General features: G+C 54.7%; 16 protein-coding genes. 7 read left to right on the top strand and 9 right to left on the bottom strand.

All coding sequences use genetic code 11. The features are described from left to right. Window positions 1–7: 7 nt before the first annotated feature. The 4 genes from dppD to ACO0U8_RS17705 all read left to right on the top strand — a co-directional run bounded on the left by dppD (window position 8) and on the right by ACO0U8_RS17705 (window position 2,971). Window positions 8–1,027 (top strand): dipeptide ABC transporter ATP-binding protein, encoded by a 1,020-nt coding sequence (gene dppD / locus ACO0U8_RS17720; RefSeq protein ID WP_122097201.1) that lies wholly within the window; start codon window positions 8–10, stop codon window positions 1,025–1,027. Beyond that, window positions 1,024–2,037, top strand: a complete 1,014-nt coding sequence (dppF, locus tag ACO0U8_RS17715) for a dipeptide ABC transporter ATP-binding subunit DppF (RefSeq protein WP_122097202.1) — start codon at window positions 1,024–1,026, stop codon at window positions 2,035–2,037. The genes dppD and dppF overlap by 4 nt, the downstream gene beginning before the upstream one ends. Before the next feature lie 129 nt (window positions 2,038–2,166). Next, window positions 2,167–2,559 carry a polymorphic toxin type 44 domain-containing protein gene (locus ACO0U8_RS17710; RefSeq protein ID WP_238485180.1) on the top strand — a complete coding sequence of 131 codons (393 nt, stop codon included), beginning with the start codon at window positions 2,167–2,169 and terminating at the stop codon, window positions 2,557–2,559. Further along, entirely contained in the window at window positions 2,537–2,971 is a 435-nt protein-coding gene (locus tag ACO0U8_RS17705) for a hypothetical protein (RefSeq protein WP_217204230.1), read from the top strand. The genes ACO0U8_RS17710 and ACO0U8_RS17705 overlap by 23 nt, the downstream gene beginning before the upstream one ends. Window positions 2,972–3,029: 58 nt before the next feature. Here ACO0U8_RS17705 and ACO0U8_RS17700 read toward each other — a convergent pair whose 3' ends face one another. From ACO0U8_RS17700 to ACO0U8_RS17660, 9 genes are all read right to left on the bottom strand, one after another. Next, on the bottom strand, window positions 3,030–3,638 hold the full coding sequence (locus tag ACO0U8_RS17700) for a mobile mystery protein B (RefSeq protein ID WP_056775734.1): 609 nt from the start codon (window positions 3,636–3,638) through the stop codon (window positions 3,030–3,032). Continuing rightward, complete coding sequence (locus tag ACO0U8_RS17695) at window positions 3,638–4,102, bottom strand: mobile mystery protein A (RefSeq protein ID WP_421671352.1); 465 nt, start codon at window positions 4,100–4,102, stop codon at window positions 3,638–3,640. Before ACO0U8_RS17695 ends, ACO0U8_RS17700 begins: the two co-directional genes overlap by 1 nt. A 190-nt stretch (window positions 4,103–4,292) precedes the next feature. Beyond that, a complete protein-coding gene (locus ACO0U8_RS17690; RefSeq protein WP_183849851.1) occupies window positions 4,293–5,306 on the bottom strand; it encodes a glycosyl hydrolase family 8 in 1,014 nt (337 codons plus the stop codon). A gap of 9 nt (window positions 5,307–5,315) precedes the next feature. Then, the gene (gene bcsD / locus ACO0U8_RS17685; RefSeq protein ID WP_056775726.1) at window positions 5,316–5,795 is read right to left on the bottom strand and encodes a cellulose biosynthesis protein BcsD; all 480 of its coding nucleotides are present in this window, start codon (window positions 5,793–5,795) and stop codon (window positions 5,316–5,318) included. Window positions 5,796–5,812: 17 nt separating this feature from the next. Continuing rightward, window positions 5,813–9,763, bottom strand: coding sequence for a cellulose synthase subunit BcsC-related outer membrane protein (locus tag ACO0U8_RS17680; RefSeq protein ID WP_421671351.1), 3,951 nt, complete (start codon window positions 9,761–9,763; stop codon window positions 5,813–5,815). Between the two features lie 79 nt (window positions 9,764–9,842). Then, window positions 9,843–12,353 (bottom strand): cellulose biosynthesis cyclic di-GMP-binding regulatory protein BcsB, encoded by a 2,511-nt coding sequence (gene bcsB, locus ACO0U8_RS17675; protein ID WP_056775722.1) that lies wholly within the window; start codon window positions 12,351–12,353, stop codon window positions 9,843–9,845. Beyond that, window positions 12,350–14,449, bottom strand: a complete 2,100-nt coding sequence (bcsA, locus tag ACO0U8_RS17670) for a UDP-forming cellulose synthase catalytic subunit (RefSeq protein ID WP_421671350.1) — start codon at window positions 14,447–14,449, stop codon at window positions 12,350–12,352. Before bcsA ends, bcsB begins: the two co-directional genes overlap by 4 nt. 29 nt (window positions 14,450–14,478) lie before the next feature. After that, complete coding sequence (gene bcsQ, locus ACO0U8_RS17665; RefSeq protein ID WP_056775717.1) at window positions 14,479–15,282, bottom strand: cellulose biosynthesis protein BcsQ; 804 nt, start codon at window positions 15,280–15,282, stop codon at window positions 14,479–14,481. Continuing rightward, window positions 15,273–16,055, bottom strand: a complete 783-nt coding sequence (locus ACO0U8_RS17660) for a hypothetical protein (RefSeq protein WP_421671349.1) — start codon at window positions 16,053–16,055, stop codon at window positions 15,273–15,275. Before ACO0U8_RS17660 ends, bcsQ begins: the two co-directional genes overlap by 10 nt. A gap of 581 nt (window positions 16,056–16,636) precedes the next feature. Here ACO0U8_RS17660 and hmsP point away from each other — a divergent pair. From hmsP to ACO0U8_RS17645, 3 genes are all read left to right on the top strand, one after another. Continuing rightward, window positions 16,637–18,619 carry a biofilm formation regulator HmsP gene (hmsP, locus tag ACO0U8_RS17655; protein ID WP_056775711.1) on the top strand — a complete coding sequence of 661 codons (1,983 nt, stop codon included), beginning with the start codon at window positions 16,637–16,639 and terminating at the stop codon, window positions 18,617–18,619. Between the two features lie 224 nt (window positions 18,620–18,843). Then, window positions 18,844–20,136 carry a dicarboxylate/amino acid:cation symporter gene (locus ACO0U8_RS17650; protein ID WP_136375768.1) on the top strand — a complete coding sequence of 431 codons (1,293 nt, stop codon included), beginning with the start codon at window positions 18,844–18,846 and terminating at the stop codon, window positions 20,134–20,136. Window positions 20,137–20,463: 327 nt separating this feature from the next. Then, on the top strand, window positions 20,464–21,969 hold the full coding sequence (locus tag ACO0U8_RS17645; protein WP_122097216.1) for a M16 family metallopeptidase: 1,506 nt from the start codon (window positions 20,464–20,466) through the stop codon (window positions 21,967–21,969). Window positions 21,970–22,121: the final 152 nt, after the last annotated feature.

Raw genomic sequence — 22,121 nt, 5'->3', positions numbered from 1 at the left:
ACGAGAGATGGAAACCACATTGATTCAAGACGTACCGGTCGGCAAAACGCTGCTGACCGTTGATAAGCTTTCCGTACACTTTGGTGATGAAGGCACGCCGTTTCGCGCCGTGGACCGTATCAGCTACAGCGTAAAACAGGGCGAAGTGGTCGGGATTGTCGGTGAATCCGGCTCCGGCAAATCGGTGAGTTCACTGGCGCTGATGGGCCTTATCGACTTCCCCGGCAAAGTGATGGCTGAGAAGCTGGAGTTTGGTGGCCGCGACCTGAAAAGCATGAGCGAAAAAGAGCGCCGCCAGATTGTCGGTGCCGAAGTCGCGATGATTTTCCAGGATCCGATGACCAGCCTCAACCCGTGTTACACCGTAGGTTTCCAGATCATGGAAGCCATCAAGGTGCATCAGGGTGGCAATAAAAAGACCCGTCGTCAGCGCACCATCGATTTGCTGAACCTGGTCGGTATTCCTGACCCGGCTTCACGCCTCGACGTCTATCCGCACCAGCTTTCCGGCGGCATGAGCCAGCGCGTGATGATCGCGATGGCGATCGCCTGCCGTCCAAAACTGCTGATTGCCGATGAGCCGACGACCGCGCTCGACGTCACCATTCAGGCGCAGATCATCGAACTGCTGCTTGAGCTGCAACAGCAAGAGAACATGGCACTGATGCTGATCACCCATGACCTGGCGCTGGTGGCGGAAGCCGCACAACACATCATCGTGATGTATGCCGGTCAGGTGGTGGAATCGGCAAAAGCCACGGAGATTTTCCGTGCGCCGCGCCATCCGTACACCCAGGCGCTGCTGCGCTCGCTGCCGGAGTTCGCGGCAGATAAGGCGCGTTTGCAGTCCCTGCCGGGCGTGGTACCGGGCAAATATGACCGTCCTGACGGCTGCCTGCTCAATCCACGTTGTCCGTATGCCACCGATCTTTGCCGCAAAGAAGAACCGGCGCTGCGTGACCTCGCGAACGGGCGTCAGTCGAAGTGCCATTATCCGCTGGATGATGCCGGGAGACCTACTTTATGAGTCCTGATAACACCGCATCGCAGCCGTTGTTGCATGCGATTGACCTGAAAAAGCATTACCCGGTGAAGAAAGGGATGTTTGCCCCGGAACGCACGGTAAAAGCGCTCGACGGCGTGTCGTTTACGCTTGAACGCGGCAAAACGCTGGCCGTGGTGGGCGAATCCGGCTGTGGTAAATCCACGCTGGGCCGTTTGCTGACCATGATTGAAGTGCCGACCGGCGGTGAACTCTATTATCGCGGGCAGGATTTGCTCAAACCTGATGCCACGGCGGAAAAGCTGCGCCGTCAGAAGATCCAAATCGTGTTCCAGAATCCTTACGGATCGCTGAACCCGCGTAAGAAAGTTGGCCAGATCCTCGAAGAACCTCTGCTGATCAACACCAGGCTGAGCAGCGCCGAACGCCGTGAAAAAGCACTGGCGATGATGGCGAAAGTCGGTTTGAAGAATGAGCATTACGACCGCTATCCGCATATGTTCTCCGGCGGTCAGCGTCAGCGTATCGCTATCGCCCGTGGTCTGATGCTGGATCCGGACGTGGTGATCGCCGACGAACCGGTTTCTGCGCTCGACGTTTCCGTGCGTGCGCAGGTGCTGAACCTGATGATGGATTTGCAGCAGGATTTGGGGCTGTCGTACGTGTTCATCTCACACGATTTGTCGGTGGTAGAACATATCGCTGACGAAGTGATGGTGATGTACCTTGGCCGCTGCGTGGAGAAGGGGCCGAAAGACGCCATCTTCAGCAATCCGCGCCATCCGTACACCCAGGCACTGCTTTCCGCGACGCCACGTCTGAACCCGGACGAACGCCGCGAACGCATCAAACTGACCGGCGAGCTGCCAAGCCCGCTGAATCCGCCAGCCGGTTGCGCGTTCAACGCCCGCTGCCGCCGCGCCTTCGGCACCTGCAAACAGTTCCAGCCACAGCTGAAACAGTACGGCGACCAGCTTGTCGCCTGTTTTGCAGTGGATCAGGATGAAAATGGCACTGCGCAGACGGTCGCGTAAATCTGGCTGAAGCGCTGAAATCCAAAATGAATAAGCCCGCGAAAGCGGGCTTTTTTGTGGGCGATTTTCAGACACGTTGGCTGATGGGCTATTGATATGATGCTTTCACCCTACAATAACAGGACGTTTATGATGGCATCCGTTCCCCTATCCGGACCCGGTTCTCTGGTTATTCAAAATAATATGAGAGAATCAAGGCAGCATGGAACATCGAGAAACATGGCGACAGCAAGTACATATTATTGGTTTTATCAGAAAGTGAGGAACCACGGCCCCTGGGATTATAAAGCGTATGATCCTTACTGGGCGGCCTTCGGGAATTTTAACTTCGGTGCTGCAGGAACAGCAGCAGGTATACCGGCAAATACACTCCTTATGGGCGCAGGGTTTGCGCAAGGACGCGCAGGAACATCGAAACCTGAGTGGGGAAAATGGACTCAAAAGCCGCCATATGGCGATGACCCGACAGATCAGCGCAACATACAAGAAGGGATCGATTATGCCATTCAGAATGGCTATTAAATGGCTGCATCGTGTTGTAACCCTTACCCTGTTACTTCTGGTCATTGGTTTCTGGTGGCTTAGTCATAGCGAAGATGATCCCGCCGGAGATAAATTGCTCCGCACCCAAAAAATCAATGACCATATGTGGTTGTACATGACTGAAAGCCAAAGTGGTGGCGCAACGGTTCCATTCCATTACAGATATTATCTGGCGGGGGAACTGAAGGGTAACAATAGTGACGTTGTTAAGTCGCTGGCGGAAGGTTTTCCGTTTATCTCAGGAAGTGGAACCATTGTTGATATCAGCACCGGTGCGAATAACCGGGTGAATGTTACCTATAGCGGAAACGTTTTGTCGTTAAGCAATGCTGCGAGCTATATCTATAACAGCCACAGCTATACGGCTAATTTTAGCTATCAAATTAATTAAACTGCGATTCATCAAACAGGCCAGTCAGCATTCCCTGACTGGCCTGTTTGATGTAAACCTAGCCAGCAGCAAACCTGATGAGCCGGGTATAATCGCCGCGGTCAGCTTCTCTCAGAGCCACAATGTATTCAGCACGATGTTCGTCAGGGGAGACGAGTTCGCCGCCTGAGCTTCCCCATGAAAAATACCCACTCCCGAGGGCACGACGCAGTATGTCGCAATAAATTCGGGAATGCCTTCCATTTCCATTGGGAAAAGGGTGGATCCATACAATGTCTCTGTGAAGTCTCAGACAGATTTCATCGCGCGGATAGGTGTCGTTTTCAACCCAGTACGCTGCATTATCCAGGGTATCCCTGACACGCATTGAGATCATATAAGGCGGTGTATTCCCGATGTTGACCTCTCTGCGTCTAAGTTGCCCTGCCCATTCCCATGTTTTATCAAACATGTTTCGGTGTAGCTGAAGACAGAAATCCACCGTTAAGATCTGCTGGCAACTCAGCTTCTGACGGCTGAGGCGCGCTAATGCATTCTGAATGTTTGTTTTTTCAAATTGATTCAGGTCTTCCCGGGTAACGATATAATCGGGAAGTAAACCGGCCAGATCATCAGGGCTAAGTTCCGTCGCCCCTTCGGGTAGGCCATCATTGATGGTTTCGCTCATTATTCATCCCAGAAATCCCGAGGCCATTTTTGTAAGAGCTCGCTTTTAAGCTTGTCTTGTGTCGATTTTTGAAAAGCTGATGATGTGGGTTGCTGTTCCAGCGACATATGAATTTCAGTGTACTGAGTCAGGTATTTCGCTTTTTTTTCTGCCTGGTGTTCCCGCAGATCTTCGAGTGTTTGTCCTTGTTTTGGCTGTAAAAAGTATACCAGTTCACAATTCAGACCTTCCGCGACTTTCTCCAGGGTATTAAGGGTCAAAGTACCGTCGATCTCTCCTTTTTCGATCAACGAAATACGCGACTGACTTAGCCCGCATCTCTCACCCAAAGCGCGTGTGCTCATTCCCAGTGTGGATCTCAGCAACTGCAACCAGCCTTTTTTAGGGCGTTTTACATTTCGCTCTGGCTTCATACTTTTTAAAATATTATCTACCTGTTTGATTTTTAACTCTTTATCCCACATGAAGAAACCTTCTGATTGTATATTTACAATGAAATCATTGTATTTAAATATTAAATATACAATCAAAAAAGATAAAATCAATTGTATATATGCAATTGATTTACGTTTTTTCTATTGCCTATATACAATAAATTTCAACAAAAAAGGCCAGTCAGCATTCCCTGACTGGCCTTTTTGATGCAAACCGCACTTACCCTTTCTGACTCGCCCACCAGCTCAGCAGTTGCAGCGTTGAGGAGTAGTAATCGTCTTTCGGGGCCAGATTCGGGCTGATCGCGCCGGCATTGGCCATGGTGAAGTCGCGGATAGCCAGTAATCCCGGTGACATGTTGTAGCCCGCTTTGGTGCCGGTCATGACGTCAATCCAGGCCGGGGTCGCGGTGCGTGGCGATTTTTGCCACCACAGAATGAACGGTGCCAGCTGCGGGCTGCCCGGATGTGCCCAGGCGAGGTACAGCGGGATACGTATTGCGTCGTAACTGAAGCGGGTCGGCCAGCGGCTGGCGGGTTTCATGCTGCCATCGGCTTGCATATCAACCCAGTCAGTCGGCAGACGGAATTCACCGAAGGCCATTTTGCTGAGCATCGCGGTGCCGCTTTCATCCAGATCTTTCCATACCTTCAGGTGGCTGTGAGCGTAAAACGCTTTCCACGCCGGGAAGATGAAGTAGGACGCGTTGACGGTGACGTTGCTGGTTTGATTAAACCCGGTCACGCCCGGCAACATCACTTTGTAACCGGCGTAATCAATCACGTTGTATTTGATCAGCGCCGACTGCAATTTCTCTGAAGCTTTGGTATAGCGCGAATCACTCCATTTATCGCCCGCCAGCAGCAGCGCCCAGGCGATAAGCTGGTCACCGTCGGAGGCGTTATTTTTGTCGGCCACGTGGACGCTGTTATTCGGGTCATAGCGCCAGGAGTAAAGGCCGATGTCTTTGCGGTACAGCGTGTTGTTCGCCCATTGCCACAGTTTGTCGAAGGTCGCCTGATCGTCGTTAAAGACGGCCAGCAGCATGCTGAACCCCTGGCCTTCGGTGTGACTGACGTTTTTATTGGCGGTATCAATGATCCGGCCATCAGGCATCAGGAAACGACTTTTGAAGGCTGACCAGCCCTGATCCTGCGCCATTACTGCCGTGGTGAATAAAGAGAAAACCAGACCGAACCACAGCACCAGGCCGTAGCGTCGAAATGCCAACATAAAAATTCCTTACAAACCATTTTGATAACGGAAGACGAATGCGCCTTCGGGTGTACTTTCCTGCCAGCGCAGCGGAACGTAAGGCTGCCCGCCTTGCGCCTGCAACCATTGTGCATACAGCCCTTCAAACAGCGAAATCAGCGCGATGCGCCACAGTTCGTCGTTCTCGCCCTGAGGCGAAACCGGCCAGGCGATGTGCACCAGCGTGAGCTGCTGCCGGGTGGCTTCAATTTTCACCACGCCCCAGTCAAAGCGGCTGAGAAGGTGATTAATGTTTTCTTCCAGTTCGCCGAGCGTGGCGGAAACCGGTAACGCATGCTGACGCGCCAGATTGCCGCCCATCAGCGTGAGAAACCGGCGGCCATCCTCGTCGTCGGCGGAGGCCAGAATACCTGAAAATAGCACCTGCACCAGACTTTGCCAGCCCGGCGTGGTGTGACGCTGGCGGTAATAATCCTGCGCGACCTGAGTATAGTTCTGTTCCTGCATGGTTTTATTCCACCGGTTTAATTTTGGCCCATCAGATAGCGGAAGTAGACCTGCGCTTTGCTCTCGTTGTAATCACCGAAAGTATCGTAGCCAACCTGTCCGCCAATCTGCATGTTCTTGTTCAGATGATAGTTGCCGCCCACGCCCGCATTCCAGCCGATACCATTTTCGGTTTTACCGGAATAGTACGCTTCGGTGCCGTAGCCCGCGGCCACCAGGTCTTCCAGCTGTTTCTGCAAGTCCGGGTTGTTCGGGAAGTAGGCGCTCTTATCCTGAGAATAGGACTGATAACCCACAGAGCCGGACAATTTCAAATCCCAGTCGTCATACTTCTGAGTGTATTCCACCGGGAAGGAGACGCTGACGTAGTTCTGCGGGCTGAAGTAACCGCCCTGGCCGTAGCTGTAGTAGCTGAGGTTTTTGTCGAAATCCATGTAACCGACGTTGATGCCGGTTTTCAGCTCGCGATCATCGTAACGATACGGACGAACGTACAACCCGGCGTTGGCGTTAACCGACTGGTTGCTCTTCACGTTATTACCCAGATAGCTGTAATAACCGGCACCGGCATAGAACCCGGCGTCGCCGTCATCATAGGAAAGATTGACGCTGCCGCCGTTTTTGGTGACCTGGCCCCACTCTTTTCCGCTGTAGTTATCTTTGGTACCGACGTAAGACAGAATACTGTCGGTGATTGCGCGGCGTTCTGCGGTGACCGTCAGCGTGGTGAAGTCGGTCAGTTTTGGTGCCCATTGCACGCCACCGACCAGCGAGTTCAGATCCTGCCCGAGCGGCGTACTGCCCACATCGGCTTTGTAGCTGTCACCGGTCAGTGCGGCGTTCACTTCCACGCCGGTGGCACTTTGATTGCCAGCATCCGTCGCGCTATACGTCGTTGGATCTATGCTGTTGATGGTGCCGTAGGCGGCACAGGTTGCCGCATCGCCCCCCGCCGCACACGCCGTACTGAGGTCAGTGGCAGAGATACTTTTTCTCAAATCAGAAAGACTTAATGTGGGATCCAGCCCCGCTGCTGTTGCCGCCGCTGCCACATCTTTCTGTGCAGACTGCGCTTGTGCCAGCGCCCCCTGACCAAATCGGGCATTGGCCGTACCGGCCGGGCTGCCTGCGCTGAGGGAAACCGGCGTAACGCCGATGCTCAGACGCGACGTATCGAACGGCACGAAGGCGAAAGTCATTGGCGCTTTGGCTTCGGTCAGCTGACTGAGGCCGCTTTCGCCGTCACGTCCACGGATCGACATCTCGCCCTGCGCCCAGGTCGCGGTTTTGCCCTGCAAATCGTCGAGCATGTCGTCGATCTGTTTTTCCGTTGCATTACGCTGCACCACGGCGGTTGGCGCAGCACCCGGTACCGGCACCGTGCTGTTAACCGAGGTCTGATCGGTTTGTTGCCACGGCAGTACCGTGCCATAAGTGGACTGGGTGGTGGAACGCGTGGTGCGCGTTGAACGGTTGATGAACGGATTGTCGGAAAGCTGCAATCCGGCGACCTGCGCCGAACCGTCTGCGCCTTCCAGACCGATCATCTTGCCCTTCGCGGAACGCAACAGCGCCATCGCCTGCTGATGGTCGCCCTGCGCTTCGGCAACGCGGGCAGCCAGTAACAGGCGGTCCGGCGTGCGAGGGCCGGTCAGCCCATTCATCAGTTGCTGTGCGCGCGCCGTATCGCCTTCGCCCAGCGCGATATTGATCGCCCCCACGCGGGCATCCTGATTCGGTGTGTCGTTGGTCATCAGGTAGTTGTAGACCTGACCTGCCTGTTTGTTGAGCTTGCCGGACTGATACAGGCGTGCCATTGCCAGCATCAAGTCGCGGTTTTGCGGGTCGGCCTGCAGGGCGACGATAAGCTTGTCGTAAGCCGCGGCATACTGGCCCTGTTCACGCAGCTGATCGGCCTGAGTGATGACGAAACCGTTGCGCAGATTCGCCAGCGCGGTCGGTGAGGTGCCGGACTGAATCTCCGGATTTTGCAGGAAGGCCTGGGCTTCGTTACTCAGCCCGGCCTGATTCAGCACCGTCACCTGATCGGCGTAATCCCCGGCGTTGCCTTTCACACCGTTGCGCATGTTCTGGCGCACCAGTTGTACCGCCAGCGGAAGCTGCCCGGTGGCGGCCAGATTTTTCGCCAGCGCACCGACGTCAGCCGGCGCGGAAGGCGGATTCTGCGCCAGTGCGCGTAAGGTGTTGGCGGCGGCCGCGCTGTTGCCCTGTTGCAGATAGTTCTCCGCATCGGCCATTTGCGCATTGAAGTTGGCGCGCTGCGCCAGCTCACGCATACCCTGATTCTGACTGCCACGCGGAATGCGCGAGAGCAGGGCGCTGGCGGTGGACCAGTTTTTGGTTTCGGAGGCAAATAAGGCGGCCGCGTAGAGATCGGCTGAAGACGCGCCGGGACGCGAAGACGGGGCCATGATGGATTGCGCCTGCGCGGTTTGCCCCTGCGATTGCAGAATGCGCGCCATATCCAGTTTCACCCAGACGTTTGACGGCTGACGTTCCTGCGCCTGCTGAAGTAAATTCAGCGCCCGTTGCGGATCGTTATTCGCCACGGCCTGCGCCGCCTGACGGCGTAACGGCTCGATGACATCCGCCACTTTCGGCGGATTCATTTTGTTCTGAATATCCGCAGGCAGCGTTTTCAATACTTCGCTGGCTTCGGCAGATTTGTTCTGCTGACGCAGCACGTAGAACAGTCCGGCGCGGGCATCGGCATTGTCGCCAAGCGCGCTGTATTGCTGCTCGGCACCGGCCAGATCGCCTTTACGGCGCAGAATGTCGGCGCGCAGCAAACCGGCTGACTGACCTTTCTCGCCTCCGACCTGGGTCAGCGGCGTGACAGCCGCCAGTGCGGCGTCGTAACTGCCGGAACCGGCTGCGTCTTTGGCTTTCGCCAGCTGGGCATAAAATGCCGAGTCCTGCGCCTGATTGCTCAGCTGTGCGCTGTTCGGCCCGCCCTGTGCGGCGGCTTTGCTAAGGTATTGCGAGGCGGCTTCGAAATCACCGCTGCGCTGCGCGATATACCCCAGACCGGCCAGCGCGTCGGCGTCGTTCGGATCGCCCGCCAGCACGCTTTCAAACTTGGCTTTGGCGTCGGTAACGTTACCGCTGTTGAGCGCAGTAAAGCCCTGACCTTTGGCTGCGCCGCCGATATTTTTCTGGAAGTAGGCCATCACGCCGGTGTCATTGGGGTGGCGCGCCTGATAGCCCTGATACAGGTCACGATCGCTTTCCTGCGGCGCCATCCACAACAATGCCTGACGCAGTGACCGGTCGGCATCGCTGTTACTGCCCGCCAGCGTGCTCAGCAGTTTGATGCCATCGCGGCGCGACGATTCCTGATAAGTCAGTACTTTACCCAGCGCCAGACGCGCCTGAGTATCGTCCGGGCGTGAGGCCACGCGCTGCTGTAATCCCTGAATCGCCTGCGGCTGGAGCGACTTATCGCCCGCCATGGTCAGGTAATATTCGGTCGCCAGACTGTCGAGCGGCTGATTGCCGTTGAAGATGGTGCGGTAGGCCGAGAGCGAACCGCTGACGTTGCCCTGCGCGGCCATCTGGCGGGCAGAGGCGAGCTGCGCCGGAGGAATCGACTGCATGGCTTTGGCGCTGTTGAGCGAGGCCAGACGCGGATCGTCCGGTGAGGCAGCCGAGAGTTTTTCGCGCCATTGGTTCGCCGCCGTTTTGTCACCGCTCTGCATGGAGTACAGCGACATCAGGTACAGCGCCTGTGCGTTGTTCGGCTCGACCAGCAGCACTTTCTGCAAGGCGTCTTTTGCCAGATCGTCATGGGCGCGTTCGTGCCAGTAAGCGGCCTGATCAAACAGCGCTTTCATGGCCGGATTGGTGGTGTCCGCCGCCAATGTGGCGGCACTGAAACTTACGGCTCCGGCGATCCCTACCAGATAAATAGCCCTGATCACCGCCAGGGACAGTTTATGTTTTTTCATTTTCCAGCTCCGGTAATCGCCAGGTTATAGCCGGGAGTAACGGCCACCTTTATTGTTCTTTTTCTTCGTTCGAGACTTTTCATTTTTGACCCAGACGTTTGGCCGCGTGCCCGCGCAGAACGACGAACAGGCTCAGGCCCACCACCAGCGAAACCAGCGTGGCAATCAGCGACAGGATCACGATGTGCGTGCTGGCGTACCAGAGCACCATCATGTACCACGGCATTTGTCCGGTCGGGAATTGCTGGCCGACCGAGAAGCTGCGAATGCCGTTTTCATCGGTGATGATCGCCAGATCGCCACGCACGTTGGCGTTGATTTGTGGCGATTTGAGATCGTTGTGAATTTTCAGCAGTTGCTGATCGTCAGTCCCCGTGGCGACCACCACGACGTGATCGTTTGACCAGCGGGAGCGGAAGCTGACAAAGCCGCGCCAGGCGCCGGTTGACGACAGATAACGGTCGGCATCCACCGGCTGGCGGTACCAGTCGCCGGTCAGCCAGGCCACCATGCGCTGCACCTGCGTCGGTGTTTTTACGCCCATCGAGTTCGCGTTTACGCCAAAGGGGGAATCGGCCAGCAGCTGCTGCGTGAAGGCGGCGTCGCCCAGCGTCGTGACGGCCAGAATATCGCGGTCAAACAGCGGGTTTCCCTGTTCATCACCCGACAGGCCAAAGGCAACCTGCACATGGCTCACCGGCACGCCGGTGGCTTTCCCTGCGCGCGCGGCGAGGTTCAGCAAGGTGTGAATTTCATCCGCGCTCGGTTGCGGTGGCAGCAACATCAGCGTGTCTGAGAAATCAGCCAGTTTGGAATACGGATAAGAAGCCCCCACGAAATACGACAGGTTCGGCAACTGGGCGAAATGGTAACTTCCGCTCAGGTCGATGAAGGATTTCGGATCGATGCGGCTCTTGATGTTGTCGCTGGTCAGAATGCTGCACGGCGCGTCTTTTTTCGGTTTGATGTCGAAATAGAACTGCAACTGGTTGTCGCCGTAAATCAGGTACGGCGCGAGCTGCATGGTGTAGCGTTCCTGACGACTGTCACCGCCGAGGCGACGCCAGAGGTTTTCCACCAGACCGACTTTGTTGACCGTCAGGCTGCGCAGGAAGTTGCTGTTGATGGACACATTGAGCCGTGAGGTGTCTTCATCGATCCAGTTTTCGGTCGGGAAGCGGTAATCAATGCGCACCGGAATATTGTGTCCGTCCCACATGAACAGATCCGGCGCAGCGCGAAACGCAACCTGAATACCATCGTGATAAATGCCGTTAGAAATCAGTGAATCCGGATCTTTACCCGCCAGTTCGCCCAGCGTGACCGGGCGCGACGTGTCTATCCAGCGTGGCGCATCGTAAGGTTTGCTCGACGGAATAGTTTGCTGCGCGACGTCCAGATGATCGGTGTTGTTCGGCATACCGCCGCTTATCAGACGGTAAGCCGCCTGGCGCAGCTGATTATCATCATTGCCCAGCACCAGCAGCAGTTTGTAGACCGGATTGATCGGGTTATCGATGATTTGAATCGATGCACCACTGCTGGACGGCAGGGTGAGCGAACCGATTTTGTCCCCCGGTTTGCCAAACAGAATGCCGTTCTGATCGGGCAAATCGTTCAGGATCACCGGGAAATCCACGTCGCGATAATCGGATAACATGCCGAGATACGAAGACACCATCGCCGCTGCGCTGACATCTCCCGGTTTCATCGCCGAGGAGAAGCCCATGGTGATTTTAGATTCCTGCATTTGCAGGCTGTCGAAGAACGGGCGCGGGAAATTGCCCAGATTGCGGCCAATGTTCAGCTGCTGACCTTCCAGACCAATGCTGGTGGTAGGCAAAATCGTGACCCAATATTTGTCCGACTGATCTTTCTCGCAGGTCATGGTGTTGCTGTCATGCACGCGAAAGCTCAGGTTGTTGCTCGATACCACCATCGCTGACGGGATATCCAGTTCGTAGACATCGCCGCCGTTACTGCTCTGGTTGAGCGGCAGATTGCCCAGCGGCTGGCCGTTGAGCATCAGCTCCAGCGTGGTATCGCGGGCGATAAGCGCGGGAGAAATTTTCAGTGCCAGCGAAAGATGGGCGTTGGTCACCACTTCATCGGCTGGCAGGGTGAAGAGAATACCCGACTGTAACTGGCCGCCGCTGAGGGTCAGGCCGTTTGGCTGGCCCATTTCGGCGACGGTCACGTTGCTGGTGACCGGCTGAACCAGCGGGATCACCGGGGCAGGCGCGGCGGCAGGATCGGCAGCCACAGCCGCAGCATTTGCCGACTCGCTGTTGTTGACCGGCGTGGTATCGGTCTGGGGCGCATATTCTGAGGGCACCGGCTGAGCCACTGGTGGCGCGGCGGTGTCTGCGGGTGCCGTTTGTTCTGGCATTACCGGCGCCGGGGGCAGCCACGAAGGGGCGGCGGGCAAACTGGTTGCCGGATCAACCGCCGCAGCGGGAGCGTCTTCAGCATGGGTAAACGGCAGGCTGCTGAAGGTCAGCAGCAGGCCGGTGGTGATTTTTCTGAAAAGGGACGTGCCAGGCACCGCAGACAAACGGCGTTTACTCATCGGTTTACGAGGTCGGTTCATGCTGCTTCACTCTTGCTGGTGGTTTCAGCGGGTGTATTTTTGCCGCGGCGTTCTTTCCAGGTGTTGTAGAACAATTCAAATACGCAGCGGATGATGCTGATCAGCGATTTGAACGGGTTGTCTGGCGGGTATTCTTCACCAATCCAGGCATCCGCACGGCACAGAACCACACGCACCAGTTCGCGGCGTTTAGACAGCGGCAGGTTTTCAAATTGCAGACGAATGCGCTCTTTGTTGCCGCTGATCTGCGTGACCGGGAAACTCTCCGCGCCAGATGAAAGCTGAATTTCCACTTCTTCAATTTCTTCTTCCAGATAACGCACATCCGGCGTCACCAGCTGCACGCCACCCATCGACATATCAATGGTGGTGGTACGCAGAGAAATGCCATTGGCGTAATGAATGATGGCCGGGATCGCCACATCAATACGGATGGTTTTACGCACCTGACGGGTTTCTTTCGCGACGGCAATCGCCGCCAGCAGGATCAGGACGCTGAAGCTGCCCCACGCCACGTTCAGGGCGATAACGTTCGGATCGATGGCAAAGTAGTTGTGGAACACCGCGCGTACCAGCCCGTAACCGATGCCGATAATCATCAGAATGGCGACGATCAGGTGAGGTTTGACGATGTTGAAGTCAAAGAAGCCGACGTCCAGTAACCCGCCTTTGTCGGTGACGTTAAACTTGCCGCGTTTTGGCGCGAACATGGTCACCAGCGTTGGCAGGATCAGGTGGAACGCCATCACGGTTTCGTAAATTTCACCCCAGAAGGTATAGCGGAAACGGCCATTCATGCGGGAGTTGATGTACAGCGACATCACCAGATGCGGCAGCGCATAAGCAAAAATCAGGCTGGCGGACGAGGAGATGATGTTCAGGTTGAACAGCAGGAACGCCAGCGGCGCGGTCAGGAACACCACGCGCGGCAGACCAAACTGGAAGTGCAGCATGGCGTTCAGGTAGCACAGACGCTGCTGCCATTTCAGACCACGGCCAAACAACGGGTTATCGACGCGGAAAATCTGCGTCATACCGCGCGCCCAGCGGGTACGCTGAATAACGTGCAGGCCGAGGCGTTCTGTTGCCAGACCCGCCGCCAGCGGGATATCCAGAAACGCGGTGTTCCAGCCACGACGCTGCATTTTCAACGCCGAGTGCGCATCTTCGGTGACGGTTTCCACCGCAAAGCCGCCGACTTCTTCCAGCGCCACGCGGCGGATCACGGCACAGGAACCGCAGAAGAACGTCGCGTTCCAGTTATCGTTACCTTGCTGAACCGGGCCGTAGAACAGCGCACCTTCGTTTGGCATGGTGCGGCCAGCGGACAGGTTACGTTCGAACGGATCCGGTGAATAGAAGTAGTGCGGCGTCTGGATCAGGGCCAGACGTGGGTCTTTCAGGAAGCTGCCGACGGTGGCCTGTAAAAAGGCGCGGGTCGCAACGTGGTCGCAATCGAATACGCAAATCAGCTCGCCCTTGGTGAGTTTCATTGCGTGATTCAGGTTACCGGCTTTTGCATGGGCGTTATTGTCGCGGGTGATATATCCCACGCCTGCATCGGCGGAGAACACCGCAAATTCGTCGCGCTTGCCGTCATCGAGTACGTATATTTTGATTTTGTCTTTTGGATAATCGATGCACTGCGCCGCCAGAACGGTATCACGCACCACGTCCAGACTTTCGTTATACGAGGGAATATACACATCCACCGTTGGCCACAATGTGGTGTCATCCGGCAAAGGTTCGATGGTGCGTTTCAGCGGCCAGGTGGTTTGCAGATAACCCAGTAACAAAATAAGCCAGACATACAGCTCGGCGAGGAATAAGCCGATGCCTAAAATAGCTTCAATGGTGGAATTGAAATGCAGAGTTTCTGTGGCGCGCCAGTAAATATATCGCGTGGACATCATGACTGACATGATGACCATGACCACACTTATCCGGCGGCTTTTACTGATGCCCAGTAAAAATAAAAGACCAATACTGATCAGCCCGAAGATGTACTGCTTCTGGCTGTCCATTGGCGTGATGACGATAACTGCTGCCACCGGCAGCAGCAGAAGCACAAGCAGGGAAAACAGGAATTTATTCATCGCTTTGGGATCGCTGTTATCAGTGACAGTTAATAACTGCCGGTTTTAGGCGCGGCGTGTAATTCACCATCACCGACTTTAATCCCTAAAATGGCGGCGACTTTTTTGCTGATCAGTTCAATATCAAACGCGGACGCTGATACCGGACTGAAATCAATAATAGATCGCTGAGAGGCATTCGCCTCCGGCACACATTCATCCCTGTGTATTGTGCCTAATAATCTTTCATTTAAACGCTGTTCGAAAAATTGCGTGACATCGCGGCTTAATGTCCGGCGGGTGTCACTTTGGTTCACAACGTAATATTCCCCTTTCTTATTATTCAGCGGGGTGCCTATTAATTTGTTCTTTTCCATTAACGGCAGTAAAGACAATGACGCCGTATCTGCCAGCATGACCACAACATGTAAATCAGCAATGCTCTGCACGGCTTTTAATGCCGGGCTCGGGCCGGGAGGGAAATCCGCAATAATAATTAACCCCGGATAATTCAGGACGGTATTTAATCCGCGCGGTAAAAAATGCGGATCGCTGGCTAACTGATGTTCAAACTCCAGCCGCTGATCTTCGCTCACTTCGCCATAGGGCAGCACAAACGTGTTCGACCCGGCTTTGAGAATAAACTGGCTCCAGTCGGATTCATTGCCTGACCCGGCGACAAAACCGCGGGTATCGGAAATAGGCACACCAAAATGGAGGCGCAGGGCATTCTGCACATCAAAATCGATGACCAGTACTTTGCTGCCGCTGCGGGCAAGCGAATAGGCCAGGTTGGAGGCCACCGTGGTTTTTCCAACCCCACCTTTCGGTGAACAAACGCAAACTAACGGCATGAGGCAATCATCTCTAACAAAGGTTGAAGCGGTGTGTCGCGATGCAGATAAGCGCCGGCAGGCTGAGGCGCCCGCTGTTTAAACATCTGTTTAAAACGCTGATCGGTATCGGCAGACGCCGCAGATGCGGGCGCCACGTGCGCGGGTGCCGGACTCTGTAATGGGGTTGAACGGATCACCGGTGCAGGCTGATACACCGGCGCTGCAGGCGCGGGCGCTGCGCTGGCCGGGGGCACGGGTGGCTGACGCGGCGCTTGCGGCATGGCTTTGCGCAGGGAGTCGAGCAAACCTGAACCGTTGTCCGGTATCACAGACTGCGCGTGCAGTGCCGGCGTCGAATGAACCGGGGGAGAATGCGGAGCCTGTGCTGGCGCGGGTGCCGGATGTTCAGGCACGGGCGGCAGAGTTTCACGCAGGGCATCGAGCAAACCAAAGCCCGCCGCCGGAGGATGGACTTCTGAAGACATGGGGCCGGCGTGTTCGGGCGCAGCGGACTCAGTCTGCGGCTGCAAATGCTGGGCATGTATCGCTTCCTGCGCCGACTGTGGCGAGAATTCATCAGCAGAAATGGACTGTGGCGTGGGCTGCGTCGAGCGCCCGTTATCTAAGGGGCCACCCGGCGTCTGGCTGGCAGAAACCTGCTTGATCAAGGTCCATTGATTCATCGAACCGGTAATTGATTCTCCGGTCGATTTATCATTTAGCTCTTTGTAATCAAGCTGTTTAAGGTTGGTCTTATCCATAAAACGCTTAATGTCGTCATATTTGTTCATATATCCCGCCCGGTAGGATTATATTTTTGTGGGAATTATCTGGACGTCAAAGCGGCCAAGCAAGAAACGCTGTCAACCAAGCGAGAACTGCTAATAAAGAGTGTAAAAGGTTTAATTTTTTTGAAGTTTTTTTTGAGGATAAGATTAATCTTAATATATCAGTTCTTGTACAGCATGGAGCACTTTTTACAAAAATTAGGAATAGCACCATAAAAAACAATACCCTTATAACTGGCTGTCACAAAAGGTTTTTTGTTTTTTTTATCTGATTTTTTATCTTATGTGAGAGTAAACGGTTGCATTTTGTGTGATGTGCAGCACAGAGATTGCATCAGGGACATTAAACTCAGAATTTTAATAACACCACTAATCATCGGGTTAATGCAGAGTGTCGGTTTTTCGTCAGTAAAATAACATAAAGTATTTCAGTGATAATTTCAGAGGTGCAAACACATTGTTTTTTATAGCCTAACGGCCCTGTTTTGCCTCGAAATAACACGATATAAGGTATACTGCGCTCTAATAGTGTTCCTGATAAGTAGAACGGAGCAAAACAGGTCGGCGGTTGATGGAGAACTAAGTTGCGGGTCAGGCGTTCATTAACAATCAAGCAGATGGCAGCCGTGTCGAGTGTGGCTGCGATAACTATTTGTATTTTCATCATTATCCAGTTGTTCCACTTTGTGCAACAACGGAGGGATGATTACGCCCAGCAGCTTGAAAATATCGCCCATTCTGTCCGCGAACCGCTGTCCCAGGCGGTGCTGGACGTCGATCTGGATGAAACTCAGGAGATCCTGAACACACTGCAACCCGTCGGTATTCTCAGCCGTGCGGATGTGGTGATGCCCAATGAAATCGCAGCGCTGCACACCCATTTTCCGCCAGGCCGCCCGGTGCCGCAGTGGGTGTCACGTGGATTCAATCTGCCCGTCACGATTTCCGTTCCTCTTTATTCCGCCGCGGCCAGCCCGAAAGACCCGAAACCCCTGGCGTACCTGGTCGTGCAGGCTGACTCCTACCGGATGTACCAGTTTATCGTCAGCGCGCTGTCCACCATGCTGACGACGTATCTGCTGCTGGCGCTGATCCTGACCATTTCCCTCAGCTGGATCATTAACCGGCTGATTGTCAAACCGGTACGCACTATCGCCCGCGAGCTGGAATCCCTGCCGGAAAGCGATGTGCCGTACCATCAGCTGACCATGCCTGCGCTTCATGAAGATGATGAAATCGGCATGCTGGTGCGCAGTTACAACCGTAATCAGCAGCACATGCAAAAATTGCAGCAAGAGATCAGCGATGCGCAGCCACCCGCACAAGACTGCATCAGTAATGAAGAGCAGTTTATGTCGCGGCTGCAACACCGGTTGCACTCCACCGAGCCGGAAAAAGGGTTTCATCTGTTAATGATAGGTATCGAAAGCCTGCGTGATGACGGCCACGTCGATTGCCCGCTGGTGAGATCCATCATTGATGCGCTGCCCGAGCACTGCTTACTGGCGCGCCTGAGCTATAACGAATTTGCTTTGCTGGCCGGCGACATTGTCCGGCCATTTATGGCGATGCGTCTCGCCCGTCATATTATGGAACGCATCAATGCACCGCAGGAAAGCGATGCAGGCAATATGTCTCTGCATCCGACGGGCAGTATCGGCATCGTTCAATATACCGGCGAGTTCCCGGCCACAGCGCAGCAGTTGATGGTCAATGCGCGGGCGGCACGGGTGTCGGCTTATCAGCAGGGTAAGAATCAAATTCTGTTCTTTGAGCCGGAGTTAACGGCAAAGATTCAGAAACGTTTGTTGCAGGAAAACGACATTCTGCACGCCATGGAGCAGAACGATTTCACGCTGTTTATCCAGCCGCAGGTGAATATGCGCACCCGCGCGGTGGTCGGTGCTGAAGCGCTGCTGCGCCGGAAAATGGCCGACGGCAGTTACGGGCTGGAAAGCGATTTCATTGTGCTTGCCGAAGAAATCGGCGTGATGAGCATGCTGGGCTACAAAATTCTTGAACTGGGCTGCGGCATCCTCGCTGACTGGCAGCGGCGGGGGATTAATTTGCCCCTGTCAGTGAATCTCTCCGGCGTTCAGGTGCAGCAACGCAATTTCCTGCCGGAACTGCGCAGTTTACTGAGCCGCTACAAAATCAATCCGGGACAGCTGGTGCTGGAAATCACCGAAACTGCGCGTATCGACGACCTTGATCGCGCACTGCTGCTACTGGGCGAACTGCGCGCCGTAGGGGTGTCGATTGAACTGGATGATTTCGGCCTTGGCTATTCTGGCCTCGAATATCTTAACCGCCTGCGTTCGCTGCCTATTGATGTCATTAAAATCGACCGCAGCTTTGTCGGCGCTCTGCCGCAGGACGATGTGATGGTCAATATTGTGGCCTCGATCGCCCGCGCAATGAACATCCAGCTGGTGGCTGAAGGTGTCGAGAATGAAGCGCAACGCCAGTGGTTACTTGAGCAAAACATTCTGTTAGGTCAGGGGTATTTATTCTCCGCGCCACTGTCGAAAGACGCCTTCGAACTGAAATTCTGCCAGCCTGACTGACCCTTCTGAAGGCAGGAAACCCGTTCCTGTCTGTCATTTTATCTGCTTTTTTTACTTACTCTCCGTCGGCTGAATGCTTTCAGCTCTGGTTTTTCATGACCCGTCTTTTCCGGAGGAAACAATATATTTCCATGATGTTGTGATGGTGTTATTTTTCGGCAGTCGCTCATTATCTGTACCCCTACAAAACAAAGGGCGACACTCTCACATCAGGATGGCGAGTCATGAAAAAATCTATCTTCAAAAGCCTGTATTTCCAGGTGCTTATGGCAATAACCCTGGGTGTCATGCTGGGTCATTTCTACCCTGACCTCGGCGCTCAAATGAAACCATTAGGTGATGGTTTTGTTAAGTTAATCAAGATGATCATCGCTCCGGTGATTTTCTGTACGGTAGTGACCGGCATCGCAGGCATGGAGAGCATGAAAGCGGTTGGCCGTACCGGTGCGATTGCACTGCTGTATTTCGAAATTGTCAGCACTCTGGCGCTGATTATCGGGCTGGTCATCGTGAATATCGTCCAGCCGGGCGCGGGGATGAACGTCGATCCTGCGGCTCTGGATGCCAAAGCGGTGGCAGTCTATGCCGAACAGGCACAAAGTCAGGGCATCATTCCTTTCCTGCTTGATGTGATCCCTTCCAGCGTGATTGGTGCGTTTGCCAGCGGGAATATCCTGCAGGTGCTGTTGTTTGCCGTACTGTTTGGTTTTGCGCTGCACCGTCTGGGCCATAAAGGACAGCTGATTTTCAACGTGATCGACAGCTTCTCGCAGGTCATCTTCGGCATCATCAACATGATCATGCGCCTGGCTCCGCTGGGGGCTTTCGGTGCGATGGCGTTCACCATCGGTAAATACGGCGTGGGTTCTCTGGTGCAACTCGGCCAGTTGATCATCTGTTTCTACCTGACCTGCGTCTTGTTCGTGGTGGTGGTGCTCGGGCTTATCGCACGCTTCACCGGCTTTAGCATCTTCAAGTTTGTTAACTACATTAAAGAAGAGTTGCTGATCGTTCTGGGTACCTCATCTTCCGAGTCTGCGCTGCCGCGTATGCTGGATAAGATGGAGCGTCTGGGATGCAAGAAATCGGTGGTCGGGCTGGTGATCCCAACGGGCTATTCCTTCAACCTTGACGGCACCTCGATTTACCTGACCATGGCGGCGGTTTTCATCGCGCAGGCCACCAATACACATATGGATATCTGGCATCAGATTACCCTGATTGTGGTGCTGCTGTTGTCCTCCAAAGGGGCGGCGGGCGTGACCGGCAGTGGGTTCATCGTTCTGGCGGCAACCCTGTCGGCAGTCGGACATTTACCGGTTGCAGGTCTGGCGCTGATTTTAGGCATAGACCGCTTCATGTCGGAGGCGCGTGCGCTCACCAACCTGGTGGGTAACGGCGTGGCGACGATTGTGGTTGCGAAGTGGTGCGGACAGCTCGATGAAGGCCAGCTGAAAGCCACATTGAACGGTCAGAAGGGCCTGACGGAAGCGGAAAAGTCAGTTTCCGGTGCCTGATTGTTTCTGAATAATGGTGGATATGTGGGCATAAAACCCGCGTAAGCTTCCAAAAAAAGCATTTATTCGGCGTCATCTCCCCTAATATCCACCGGTTGCTTGATGTAACCGGTGGATTATCTTCATAATATGCCCTTCTTTTGCCGTCACCGGCGCTATTTCCGAGAATATTTTTGACGGATGCGCGACTTTGAGAAAAACCCGCGGTCTAACGAAGAGCTTTATTTTTTCGGGCTTTATTTTACGCATTCAGTTCCTGTGGGCCCGTCATCAGACACCGGCAGGACAGCACTCTGAAAATTGGATTGTCATTACGTAGGGGTTCACATGCAGGGCACCAAAATCCGTTTACTCATTGGTGGATTGCTGCTGGCAGCAGCCGCAAGTCATGTGCAGGCAGAAACATTACAACCCGACCCGGCCTGGCAGCAGGGCAAGTTAGACAACGGGTTCACCTGGCAGCTTCTGACTACACCACAACGTCCGAGCGATCGTATTGAATTACGCCTGGTGGTCCGCACCGGGTCACTGGCAGAGTCAGCACAACAGTCTGGCTACACGCATTTCCTTCCTCGTCTGGCACTAATGCATAGCGAAGGATTCAGCACGGCCCAACTCCAGTCTCTCTGGCAGCAGAGCATTAACCCGCAACGGCCATTGCCGCCGGCGGTCAGCTCGTACGATTTCACCATGTACAACCTGAGTCTTCCCAATAACCGCCCGGACCTGCTGAAAGACGCATTGAACTGGCTGGCGAACACTGCGGGGAAAGTCTCGGTGACACCCGAACTGGTGAGCGCCGCGCGTCAGGAGTCACGGGATCCGGTGGGGTCGCTGCCGCAAAATACCCAGGACGCCTTCTGGCGCGCCCGCATCACCGGCTCCACTCTGGTCGGGCATAATCCGGATCAGCTGCCGACCAAACCCATCAACATAGACTCCCTCATCAAGTTTTATCATCAGTGGTATACGCCAGATGTGATGACATTATTCGTTGTCGGTAACGTGGATGGCCGCGGGCTCAGCGAACAAATTAACCGGACCTTCTCACCGCTCAAAGGCAGCCGCCAGACGCCGCAAACGTTGCCGACGCTGTCTGAAGTGACCATGAAATCCATGACATTGATGGACGACAATCTGACGCAAGATCGTTTGTCATTAATGTGGGACAGCGCGTGGCAGCCGATTCAGGATTCTCAGGCACTGGCGTCTTACTGGCGCAGTGATTTGGCGCGTGAAGCCTTGTTCTGGCATTTACAGGAAGCGCTGAAATCCTCTTTCGAGAATAAGAAAGACGCAGCCACACCGGGGCCGGGCTTAGGCTTTGACTGTAACGTGCAGTTCCAGCGTGCGCAGTGTGCCATTCGTATTGAAGCACCGCAGGCCAAACTTGCGGAGTTGTTTAAACGTCTTTCCGATGAGTTGCTGGTGGTGCGTGATAAAGGCATCTCACAATCTGAATTCGATGCGCTGATTGCCCAGAAAAAAGATCAGCTGAGCAAGCTGTTCGCCACCTATGCCCGCACGGACACCGACGTACTGATGAGTCAGCGCCTGCGTTCACAGCAAAACGGGGTCGTAGACATCGCGCCGGAGCAATATCAGCAATTGCGTCAGGAATTCCTCTCAACGCTGACCTTACCGGTAATGAATCAGGAGCTTAAACAGCAACTGTCACGTGAGCCGGCATTAGTCCTGGCACAGCCGAAAGGTGAGCCGGAGGTCAATGCCGGGGAGCTGAGGGCGATTTATGACAAGATTATGGCGCCAGCAGAAGCCAGCCCGGCGGGAGAGGCTGCCGTCACTGAGACACCGGTAGCAGCGGCGCAATAAGGGTTGACCCTTATTAATCTTTTTAAACATGATCGAGAATATTTCGGTTTCGCGTGCGGTGATGGTTTAACGCCCCGCGCCGAAACCCACCAAAGGAGGGGAACGCTTTCCCTCCTTTGGATCCCTCCTCGCTGTATCGGTTTTGCCGCGAC

The organism is Rahnella sp. EDr1-12, assembly GCF_049206505.1.
Lineage (GTDB): Bacteria > Pseudomonadota > Gammaproteobacteria > Enterobacterales > Enterobacteriaceae > Rahnella > Rahnella rivi.
The sequence above is the reverse complement of the archived record's forward strand: the minus strand, read 5'-3'. Positions and strand labels throughout refer to the sequence as shown.

Excerpts from the sequence above, each read along its gene's own strand:
- ACO0U8_RS17660 (WP_421671349.1), bottom strand. The coding sequence starts at position 16,055 with ATGAACAAATATGACGACATTAAGCGTTTTATGGATAAGACCAACCTT.
- ACO0U8_RS17690 (WP_183849851.1), bottom strand. The coding sequence starts at position 5,306 with ATGTTGGCATTTCGACGCTACGGCCTGGTGCTGTGGTTCGGTCTGGTT.
- ACO0U8_RS17650 (WP_136375768.1), top strand. The coding sequence starts at position 18,844 with ATGAAAAAATCTATCTTCAAAAGCCTGTATTTCCAGGTGCTTATGGCA.
- bcsQ (WP_056775717.1), bottom strand. The coding sequence starts at position 15,282 with ATGCCGTTAGTTTGCGTTTGTTCACCGAAAGGTGGGGTTGGAAAAACC.
- ACO0U8_RS17645 (WP_122097216.1), top strand. The coding sequence starts at position 20,464 with ATGCAGGGCACCAAAATCCGTTTACTCATTGGTGGATTGCTGCTGGCA.
- ACO0U8_RS17700 (WP_056775734.1), bottom strand. The coding sequence starts at position 3,638 with ATGAGCGAAACCATCAATGATGGCCTACCCGAAGGGGCGACGGAACTT.
- dppF (WP_122097202.1), top strand. The coding sequence starts at position 1,024 with ATGAGTCCTGATAACACCGCATCGCAGCCGTTGTTGCATGCGATTGAC.
- bcsD (WP_056775726.1), bottom strand. The coding sequence starts at position 5,795 with ATGCAGGAACAGAACTATACTCAGGTCGCGCAGGATTATTACCGCCAG.
- ACO0U8_RS17710 (WP_238485180.1), top strand. The coding sequence starts at position 2,167 with ATGATGGCATCCGTTCCCCTATCCGGACCCGGTTCTCTGGTTATTCAA.
- ACO0U8_RS17680 (WP_421671351.1), bottom strand. The coding sequence starts at position 9,763 with ATGAAAAAACATAAACTGTCCCTGGCGGTGATCAGGGCTATTTATCTG.
- bcsA (WP_421671350.1), bottom strand. The coding sequence starts at position 14,449 with ATGAATAAATTCCTGTTTTCCCTGCTTGTGCTTCTGCTGCTGCCGGTG.
- bcsB (WP_056775722.1), bottom strand. The coding sequence starts at position 12,353 with ATGAACCGACCTCGTAAACCGATGAGTAAACGCCGTTTGTCTGCGGTG.
- ACO0U8_RS17695 (WP_421671352.1), bottom strand. The coding sequence starts at position 4,102 with ATGTGGGATAAAGAGTTAAAAATCAAACAGGTAGATAATATTTTAAAA.
- dppD (WP_122097201.1), top strand. The coding sequence starts at position 8 with ATGGAAACCACATTGATTCAAGACGTACCGGTCGGCAAAACGCTGCTG.
- ACO0U8_RS17705 (WP_217204230.1), top strand. The coding sequence starts at position 2,537 with ATGCCATTCAGAATGGCTATTAAATGGCTGCATCGTGTTGTAACCCTT.